Consider the following 2,123-nt stretch of genomic DNA (forward strand, 5'->3'; position numbering starts at 1 on the left):
CGTCATAGTTAACCGCATAAACGTCATAGTTAGAGTCTGAAACCCGCATGGATACTGGCTTTCCGGCCGCCTAAAAGGACTTAAAAGCTACTCCCCCCGCTATCGCGTGCAGGTCGTAATGCTTTAGGCCCCCCCGAGGGGGCAGGGAGAACCGGCCCCCCCAGGGTCCGCAACGGCCGCAGACCGGACGCGCTGGAGGCGCGCCGGGTCGGGCAGGGGTGGCCCTGACGGGCCATCCTCGCTCCCTCGCCTTCGGCATCGGTCCTCGGACTCAAATCGCCCCTGCGGGCAACTCGACGGCCGGCTGGTCGGCCTCCAGGTAGTGGCCGGCGGCGGTCGCATACCGGGGTTGGGGTTACGGGTTTTCGATTTTCAGGGTTTCAGATGTAACCGGGCGTGCCGGTTTGCGAAGCAAATCGGTGCGCAAGCAAGCGGGGACGCCCGCGCGCTAAGGCGTCTAGTTAGCTTTATCCTGAGATTTGCATTTGATTTGGCAGAAACAAATCCAACCTGCGACCCACCACTTTGAAAGTTTCCTTTCTTCCATTGTTTGGGCATGTATGGCTCGATTAATTGCTAATCTCATCCGTCCAAAGGCATAAGCTGCTCGGCGATTTTCTGCGAAAGTTTCTTTTTCCACTATTGTCCGTTTTTGATCTTGCTGTACACCTATTCGTAAATACGAATATCTAGACAGAGTGAGTCCTATGATGCGATAATCAAGGTTCCAAGTGTTGGTGTACCATCTAGCTATGTCTGATGAGTTAAGCCCACCAAAGCATCTCAGTTCGCAAGAATTGGTCGATGCTATTCGCAAACAGAGCGACCATACTAAGCAGCTCTTGCGGGAGGGTAAGCTTCGTCGTGCAGATGCAGAGAGGTTGCGTGATCGCTTAAATGAGAGTTTGCAAAAAGATAAGGAATTTTAAGGGCGAAGTCCGGCCTTAAGACTTTCTAGCCAGCGCTCAAGCGCGAAATTTCGCGCGTCTTGTAATAGGTCGCTAAGTGTAGCTGTGCCCTCGATGTACTGCTGCAAGAGACGTAGGTGAGCGTCATCAGGTATTAGACCCTCCAGGCGAAAATTGGTGAGCATTTGTGTGACGTGCTGCTCGCGGTCCGAGCGGCTGGTCATGTCTGATCCCATACGTCCACCGTGAGCATGTGGTCGGCCGGCAGGGCAACCAGCCGTTGCCGATGGATGGTCACGTTCCAATTCTGCCCCTTGTTCGGTCCCCAGTCCTCGACCGGCGGACCGTCGATGATGAAGGGCACGAAGTCGCCGGCCGGTACCGTATAGCGGTTCGGGTAGCCGTTGAACGAGTGCTGCTCGGCCCGGCCTTCCTTTACCAAGTGATCGAGGAAGCGCATGTTGAACACGCTCGCCTCCCAGGATGCGACCAGCGGCCCCATCCTATCTTGTGATGCGTCACGCTCTTCCGGCGTGCGCGGGTCTACCACCACCCACCATCCGCTCATGTTCAGCTCCCTGTGTTCTTCGTAGTAACGACTGCACGCATTGCTTCAAAGATCGCCCGACCAACCAAGTCTTGTGCATCCAATGCTGCTTCTAGGAAGCTAATCGCGGCATCAGACGCGGAATCGTCCAGCGCTTCGCGCATGTCCTCTAATGCTTCAATGGCTCGATCCAGATAGTCGCGACATGCCTCTTTCGTCATGTATCACTACTCCGTTTGAATACTTTCTTGGCGTACAGGATACAGCCCAAACAGTGCCCGGTCGTCGTCCCTGGTAAGGAACGTGTCGAGCTTCGCCAGGATGTTCGTTTTCGTGGCCTCATTTTTCTCCATGTGCTCAAGCATCATGGCCCCGACCAGGACCTTGCGGCGCGTGTCCTGAGTACGAGTGCGTTTCGCCTCGGCGGCCCGCTTCTGGGCCTCCTGTTTTTGCTTGAGCGCTTTGAGCTGTTTCAGCTTCTCTTCCTGCGCCTTGATCCGTTCGTCCAGTGCTGCCATGTTGTTGCCTTTTGCGATGTTGGTGGCCGATTCTACCGCGCCTTAAAATTGCCGTAAAGCAAGCTATAATGTTGGCTTGGACAGTCCCGGCGACGAGCGAAAGCGAAGAGCAAGGGCGCACTTAATGCAAACTTCGTTTGCGTGCGCCCT

3 protein-coding genes are annotated in these 2,123 nt (G+C 55.4%); all 3 read right to left on the reverse strand.

Annotated features, from left to right (window positions below; all coding sequences use genetic code 11):
- Positions 1–1,128: 1,128 nt before the first annotated feature.
- The 3 genes from HMPREF9710_RS26340 to HMPREF9710_RS26350 are packed head-to-tail and all read right to left on the reverse strand — an operon-like array spanning position 1,129 to position 1,973.
- Entirely contained in the window at positions 1,129–1,476 is a 348-nt protein-coding gene (locus HMPREF9710_RS26340) for a hypothetical protein (protein ID WP_005671590.1), read from the reverse strand.
- Between the two features lie 2 nt (positions 1,477–1,478).
- Positions 1,479–1,676: a hypothetical protein gene (locus tag HMPREF9710_RS26345; RefSeq protein ID WP_005671592.1), complete on the reverse strand. Its 198-nt coding sequence runs from the start codon at positions 1,674–1,676 to the stop codon at positions 1,479–1,481.
- 6 nt (positions 1,677–1,682) lie between these two features.
- On the reverse strand, positions 1,683–1,973 hold the full coding sequence (locus HMPREF9710_RS26350) for a DUF8583 domain-containing protein (RefSeq protein ID WP_005671594.1): 291 nt from the start codon (positions 1,971–1,973) through the stop codon (positions 1,683–1,685).
- Positions 1,974–2,123 lie beyond the last annotated feature (150 nt).

Origin of the sequence: Massilia timonae CCUG 45783, assembly GCF_000315425.1 — a bacterium.
In the GTDB taxonomy this organism is placed as follows: Bacteria; Pseudomonadota; Gammaproteobacteria; order Burkholderiales; family Burkholderiaceae_D; genus Telluria; species Telluria timonae.